At 61.7% G+C, this 6,387-nt stretch carries 8 protein-coding genes; 5 read left to right on the top strand and 3 right to left on the bottom strand.

Features of this window, described 5'->3' with window-relative positions; genetic code table 11:
* Positions 1-583: ADP-dependent NAD(P)H-hydrate dehydratase (locus F4V54_RS05390; RefSeq protein ID WP_150386494.1), on the top strand; the 583-nt coding region annotated here is incomplete at its 5' end.
* Here F4V54_RS05390 and F4V54_RS05385 read toward each other — a convergent pair.
* Positions 580-1,308, bottom strand: coding sequence for a YwaF family protein (locus tag F4V54_RS05385; protein ID WP_150386493.1), 729 nt, complete (start codon positions 1,306-1,308; stop codon positions 580-582). The genes F4V54_RS05390 and F4V54_RS05385 overlap by 4 nt on opposite strands.
* 137 nt (positions 1,309-1,445) lie before the next feature.
* Here F4V54_RS05385 and F4V54_RS05380 point away from each other — a divergent pair, with 137 nt between their 5' ends.
* The 3 genes from F4V54_RS05380 to F4V54_RS05370 all read left to right on the top strand — a co-directional run bounded on the left by F4V54_RS05380 (position 1,446) and on the right by F4V54_RS05370 (position 4,568).
* A complete protein-coding gene (locus tag F4V54_RS05380) occupies positions 1,446-2,576 on the top strand; it encodes an MFS transporter (RefSeq protein WP_150386500.1) in 1,131 nt (376 codons plus the stop codon).
* Between the two features lie 14 nt (positions 2,577-2,590).
* Positions 2,591-3,190, top strand: a complete 600-nt coding sequence (locus F4V54_RS05375; protein ID WP_034663856.1) for a pirin family protein — start codon at positions 2,591-2,593, stop codon at positions 3,188-3,190.
* 85 nt (positions 3,191-3,275) lie between these two features.
* Positions 3,276-4,568 carry an IS1096 element passenger TnpR family protein gene (locus tag F4V54_RS05370; RefSeq protein ID WP_150386492.1) on the top strand — a complete coding sequence of 431 codons (1,293 nt, stop codon included), beginning with the start codon at positions 3,276-3,278 and terminating at the stop codon, positions 4,566-4,568.
* Between the two features lie 5 nt (positions 4,569-4,573).
* On the opposite strand, the gene F4V54_RS05365 is transcribed toward F4V54_RS05370, so the two are convergent.
* Complete coding sequence (locus tag F4V54_RS05365) at positions 4,574-4,915, bottom strand: DUF202 domain-containing protein (RefSeq protein WP_034663860.1); 342 nt, start codon at positions 4,913-4,915, stop codon at positions 4,574-4,576.
* A gap of 4 nt (positions 4,916-4,919) precedes the next feature.
* Positions 4,920-5,297 carry a YidH family protein gene (locus F4V54_RS05360; protein WP_034663861.1) on the bottom strand — a complete coding sequence of 126 codons (378 nt, stop codon included), beginning with the start codon at positions 5,295-5,297 and terminating at the stop codon, positions 4,920-4,922.
* A 40-nt stretch (positions 5,298-5,337) separates the two neighbouring features.
* Here F4V54_RS05360 and F4V54_RS05355 point away from each other — a divergent pair, with 40 nt between their 5' ends.
* On the top strand, positions 5,338-6,312 hold the full coding sequence (locus tag F4V54_RS05355; RefSeq protein ID WP_102723587.1) for an acrylyl-CoA reductase family protein: 975 nt from the start codon (positions 5,338-5,340) through the stop codon (positions 6,310-6,312).
* The last annotated feature ends 75 nt before the right edge of the window (positions 6,313-6,387 follow it).

The raw sequence follows: 6,387 nt of genomic DNA, 5'->3' as shown, positions 1-6,387 counted from the left end.
CGAGTTAGCGTTGTTGTTGGGGCGCGAGGAGCCACTGCTTGTCGACGCTGACGGGCTCACCCTCCTTTCCACCGACCCCGAACTGCGCGAGTTGTTGCGCGGGCGGCCCGGAGAGACGGTGCTGACCCCACACGATGGCGAGTGTGAGCGGCTCCGCGATGCGCTGGGCATTGACCCCGCGAGTCGCTGGGAGGAAGCGCAGGCACTTTCCCAGGCGTTGAACTGCACTGTTGTGCGCAAGGGACGCGCAACCATCGTGGCTGACCCGGCGCGGGACCACACGCTCGTGGTGGACACGGGCACGTCGTGGGCGGCCACGCCTGGTTCCGGCGATGTGCTTGCCGGGATCATGGGTGCCCGGATGGCACGTGAGCAGGCGCGGTGGGGGAGAGCCACATTGGGTGTGGCGCAATCCGTGATCATTCACGCCACTGCGGCGTGGCTCTCCGCCCAGACGGAGTATGGGCCGGGGCCGACGAGTGCCTCGAAGATCGCCGACGCTATCCCCGCAGCAACCGCGAAGTTGCGGATTCTACCCGCGGAGCCTGCTGTATATCGGGCTAAAAAGTCCCGGGGTTTTTAGCGGTTCTGGCGCCACACGCCTGTCATCAGCGCAAACACGAAGGGCAGGCCCGGTACGCATATGAGTAAGTACCAGGGCCACGGGCCGAAGAACTTCAGTGGGGACCAACCGCGTGGATGGCCGTTGGAGAAGAAGTAGTTGCCGCCAGTGACCTTGTTAGCCACACCGGACACCGCGGCCCAGACCATGGTGATGCCGGCGACCACGCGCCAGTCTTTCCAGCTCGGCCGGTAGCCCAGGCCGAAGGTGAGAACAACGGGCACCACGGTGGCGGCGATGTGGAAGTACCAGTAGGCGAGCTCTTGCAGCCACTTCTTGTCCTGCACATACGCCATGTCCGGGAAGAAGATGGCCATGGGGTTGAGGAAGAGCCCCCAGTAGTAAGACAGCGCCGCCGCCGTCGTGTTGCTCGTCCCCACAGCCAGAGGCGTGATGTAGCGCAGCAGGTCAGTGACATGAAAAGGCGCGGTTTCATCCCACACCAAGCGCTTCGGGTTGAGTACCCAGATGAAGTACACGGTGGTGATGATCCCCATGATCGCGCCAGCGACCCGGCGTGCGGCTTTGAGGGTACCGCGCGGTAGCCGCTTCACAGCGACCACGAGCACGCCACACAGCATGATGAACAGCACAACTGCAGCGAGGTGTTTGCCGTCGAATTGCCGGATCGTGGGGTACGTCTTGCCGGTGTGCTGCGAGGTCCAGGGTGGCGGTTGATTAGGCATAATCACGTTCTAGCACTTTTCCTGCTTAAACGTGGCCTCGTCAACATGCAATCTTTCCTACGCGGGTCTAGCGTTGCAGTGTGGCTTCAAAGGTGTCCTCTCAATCCCAGGTTTTCCCCTACGTGCCGTTGAACGCGATGGGTTTTGCCGCGTTTGTGTACGTCACGTTTGAAATGTTCTCCATCGGTTTGATTAGCCCGATGGCGGCTGACCTTGGCGTAACACAAGGCCAGGTGGGGTTGTTGATGACGGTGTATGCAGGCATCGTCGCCATCATCACCATCCCGCTGATGGAGCTGACCTCCCGTTTTGACCGCAAGCCGGTGTTCATGGCCACCTTGGTTTTCCTGCTGCTGGGCATCGTGCTGCAGGGTTTGGCCGCGAATTATTGGATGTTGGTGGCAGGCCGTGTGTGTGCTGCGCTTACCCACGGTTTGTTTTGGTCCCTGGTCAATCCGATGGCTGCACGCCTGGCCCCACGGGGCATGACAGCGAAGGCGGTGGGAGTGGTCTCTTTGGGGTCCACCATGGCGCTGGTGGCGGGTTCACCGCTGACCACCCTCATGGGTAATGCCGTGGGCTGGCGTGGTGCCACGTGGATCCTCGGTGCGCTCGTAGCTGTGGCATTTGTCCTGCTCATGATCTTCTTGCCCCCTCTGCCCGCCATCCCGCCGCGGGGGAGGGAAGAAGGGGTGCAGCAGCGCTCTGCTCTCCCCGCACTGGTGGTGTACCTGGCTCTGGTGATTACCGCGCTGTTCTGCACCTACACTTACCTGGGACTCTTTGTGGAGCACACCCTTGGCCACTCCTACGTCGCCCTGGGTCTTTTCGCATATGGCTTGTTTGGCATCGTTGGTGTGTTGTCGGCGGGTAAACGCTCTGACCGCCGCATGCTGCGCATGAATGCCCTGGGAACGGGCTTGATCTTGTGTGCTGGTTTGGCTGGCTTCTGCGCGCTGCTTCTCGACGGCACAGCACCTGCCCTCGGGTTGGTTCTCGCCGTGGCCGTGATCATGTTGCTGGGCGTTTCCGGTGGCGGACTGCCCACGGCCGCCACCACGTTGTTCCTCCATGCCGGGGAAGCGAACCAGAACCGTGCGTCCTCTATTTATGTGGTGACGTTCCAGGTGGGCATTGCTAGTGGTTCCGCAGTGGGTGCGCTGCCGGTGGACGCTGGGTACCTGCCGGGCACACTGTTGATCACCGCCGCCCTTGCTCTGCTTGCCGCAGCCGAGCTCAGTTTCCGCGCCCGCCCGCTTTTGCGCTGATGTAATCTGTCCGCATGACTGGCACCGATCCCGCTTTCACTCCACCCGAACCACGCCCAGGTGCTGCGGAGGTGATCTTCCGTCGCCTACCCATGGCAGACGGTGAGACCTTCGGCGGGTGGACCTCTGCCCGCGCCGCTAACCCCAATAAGCAGGTGCTCACCTGGGTGAGTGGCACCGAAACACTCCTGCCTGGTGCCCACGCGTTTGCCACCACCAGCTTTCAGCTCGGCATCACTGATAGCGCGTGCACGCCTGCCACCTTGGACTTCGGCAAATTTTCGCCAAAGCCGTTCTCCCTTGTTGGGTTTGATTCGGGGGTGGCGGGGGAGGGCCTGGTGTTCGTCGGCAAGCTTTTTGGGCAAGAAAGCCCCGTGCAAACAGCACGCCCGATGCTCGGCGCGGAGTTGCGCGTTGAGCCCGGAGCAGAGTTCGTGTTTGTCGTCGATGAGACTTTCACGCATGGCATGATTGCACTGGACAAGGGACTGTTTTTGGAGAATGAAAGCCTGAATCCCGCTACGATTGCCATCACACGTCCCGGCGCGAAGACCCTGAATGTGGTCAATGCTTCTGATCGCGTGGTGTCCGCGCTGCTGCTTGGTGGCCGCTAATCACACCGCAATATTTTTCCCGCTGTCCACTTAAGTGGACAATATCGGCCCCCACGGATGCCTTTTGGGCCGTAATGTGGGCGACATGATCATCACGCTGCTCTTGTCTCTGGAGGGTTCCAGCCCGCAAGTGTCCAGGTTGGTCAATGTTTCGGACCACATGCACCTGGGCTCATTCGCCACGCTTATTGACGCAGCTTTTGGCTTCTCCGGCACCACCAACCACATCTACATCGCTGAGGAAGACGGCCAACGCACCCTCTACACCACATCCCCTGGCGCGGATGAGAAGGATGAAACCGCGCTGGCCATCGGCGATATTGGTGAGATGACCTACGTGTATGACCCGGCGGCGCACTGGACTATTCACCTTGAGGTGCTGGGGATCTCCGAGATTGATTCGCCAGCACCCATGCTTGTGGATGCGCAGGGGCCCGACGTCATCGAAGCATGCGGCGGACCCGAAATGATGACCGCGTTTCACCGCGAGGCGATGCGCCTTGCCGCTGGCCTAGAGCCCGACATGCGGATCTCCCCCCTACTGCTCAGCTTCATGCCAGTGATGTCACCGGAGCGCCTTATCGAACGCTTGTCCACTACTGATCACTGCACCGTGGCGGAACGAATGGCGTATTCCTCCGAGGACTTCTTCATGCCTGAGCCGGAGGATTTCACGGAGGACCCTCGCACGCCGGGTATTGCGGAGGATTTCGATTCCTTCATCAGTTCTCGTCCGGACCTGCAGCAGATCATTTCCCTCGACCCGAATCCAGAGCGGAACCCAGCCGTCATCGCAGCGATATCGGAGTTCTTCGCCGACCACCTCCCCGACGAGGATGATGTTGATCTGTATCCCTTCACCCGCATCGTGTCCAATATTCGTGCCTTCCTAGACCACTGCATGGAGGGCGTGAAGCTGACCAACAAGGGAACCCTCCGGCCGGGCGATGTGCGCACCCTTGCGGAGAACTTCGGCTTAGCCCTCGAACCCGGCAACCACGCTGCTGAAGCCGTCCCAGCAGTCAATGCGCTTCGCTCCTTCCTGGAGGTCAGGGACTACTTGTCGGTCGAAGATAACTACCTCCTTGCCCTACCAGGTGGAACAGCCGTTGCTGAGGAGGCAGACGTTCTCCTGACCTGCTTCGAGGAGGACCTGTACCTCTACTTCAGCGCTGTATACGCCGAAGACGCCGAAGAAGTACTCAACTGGGTAGCTGATCCAACCGGCTACCCCAAGCGGCCTAACAACCCGGAGTTTGTGGTCGACTTATTCATCGCTCTTGGCGTCCTTGAACAGGGCTCCACCCCAGAACAGATCGTGCACACCGCGCCCGGCCGGGAAGTCTTGCAGATCATGCTCACTTTCCCGGAGGATTAAGCTGTTCAGCCCGCGTCCAGCACCAGGAACAAACCAATGGCCGCGAACATGGCCATGCCGATGGTGATGGCAAACACACCAAAAACGTTGGCCCTCACCTGTTCCTGTTTGATGCCTTCTGCCCCAGTGCGGTACTGGGCCCGGTTGCGCGCAATGATCACCAACGCGATGCAACACAGAAGCCCAATCGCCCCGAACACCAATGCGGAGTAGGGCACTGACCAGCGCAGCAGCGTCAGTGACGCGACGAACATGGCCAATGCGGTGCGCGTCCACGACAGCGCCGTGCGCTCTGGCTGCAAGCCCAAGTCCACAACCGGGATGGGGGAGCGGTTAATTCGTGCCATACCCCTAGAACAGCCCCACCAACACGATGGCGCTCGCCAGGGCCACACCAACCCCCAGCACCGGCACGATTCCCGGCGCGGGAAGTGGCTTCTTGTGCCGCAGCGCGCGCTCAATGCGTACCCACCGCACTGCCGCGCCCGTCGCAATGGCTGCACCCACCAGGATGAGCGCCACCGCCGCAATTTGGCGCACTTCGGGGCTCAACCCGCCGATTCCGAATGCTTCAAGCGCGATACCGCCGGCCAGAAACGCAAGCGCAGTACGCGTCCACGCGAGGAACGTACGCTCATTAGCCAGCGTGAACCGCGGGTCCGGCTCTTCACCGTCCGGGAAAACGGTGCGGGTGAACACGTCGCGTTCGTCGTGGGTCTTCGCGCTCATATCTGCACAGTCTATGGAAATATGCCTACGCTGGGGGACTATGACCGCTACGAAGACTCTCCTTGTTACTGATAACGGCCCGCAGATCGTCGACACCACCCCAGAGCACGCCGGCGAAGGCGACACCCTCATTCACGTCAGCCACTCCTCCGTCAACTACAAGGACGGCATGGCTCTCGCCGGCAACAAGGGCGTCGTGCGCACCCTACCCATCGTCCCCGGCATCGACGCTGTGGGCACGCTTGAGGACGGCACGCTCGTCACCGTCAACGGCTGGGGCATCGGTGAGCGCCGCAATGGCGGTTACACGCCTGAATTGCGTATCGACGCCGCCCAGATCACCCGCGTCCCCGCCACCTTCGACGCCTGGACCGCCGCCGCCATCGGTACCGCTGGCTACACCGCCGCCATGTCCGTTGCCGCCTACGAGCGCTTCACCAACTCCCGCCCCGACCATGAGGACGGTGCCGTCCGCGGCCCCGTTGCCGTTACCGGCGCCACCGGCGGTGTTGGTTCTATTGCCATCCAACTGCTTGCCGCCCGTGGCCATGAAGTCGCTGCTATCACCGGCCGCGTTGAAGAACATGGCGATTACCTGCGTGAACTCGGCGCCATCGACGTCATTGACCGCGCTGAACTAGCCAACAAGGGCAAGCCTTTGCAGAAGGCCCGCTTCGGTGGCGCCATTGACACCGTTGGCTCCATCCCACTGGCCAACTTGCTTGCCCAGGTGCAGTGGGGTGGCACCGTCACCGCCTGCGGTCTCGCCGCCGGCCCGGACCTGGAGACGACCGTGATCCCGTTCATTCTCCGTGGCGTCAACCTCGCCGGCATCAACTCCGTCGATGCACCCAACGCCTTCCGGGATGAAGCATGGGCCATCCTCGCCGAGTCCCTCGAGGTGGACAAGCTCCGCTCCTACACCGACACCGTCGACCTCGAAGGCGCGATCCAAGCCGGTGCTGACCTGCTTGCTGGCAACGCCCGACATGGTCGCACTGTCGTTGAGCTATAATTTGCTCAAAGGTTCCACCCCGCTGACAAAAGCCCCAGAAGGCTTTTCGCCCCGTGCGATAGGCGGGGTGGTCGC

The sequence above is a fragment of the Corynebacterium tuscaniense genome (assembly GCF_008693065.1).
Lineage (GTDB): Bacteria > Actinomycetota > Actinomycetes > Mycobacteriales > Mycobacteriaceae > Corynebacterium > Corynebacterium tuscaniense.
Note: the sequence above shows the minus strand (reverse complement) of the source record. Positions and strands in the feature narration are given on the sequence as shown.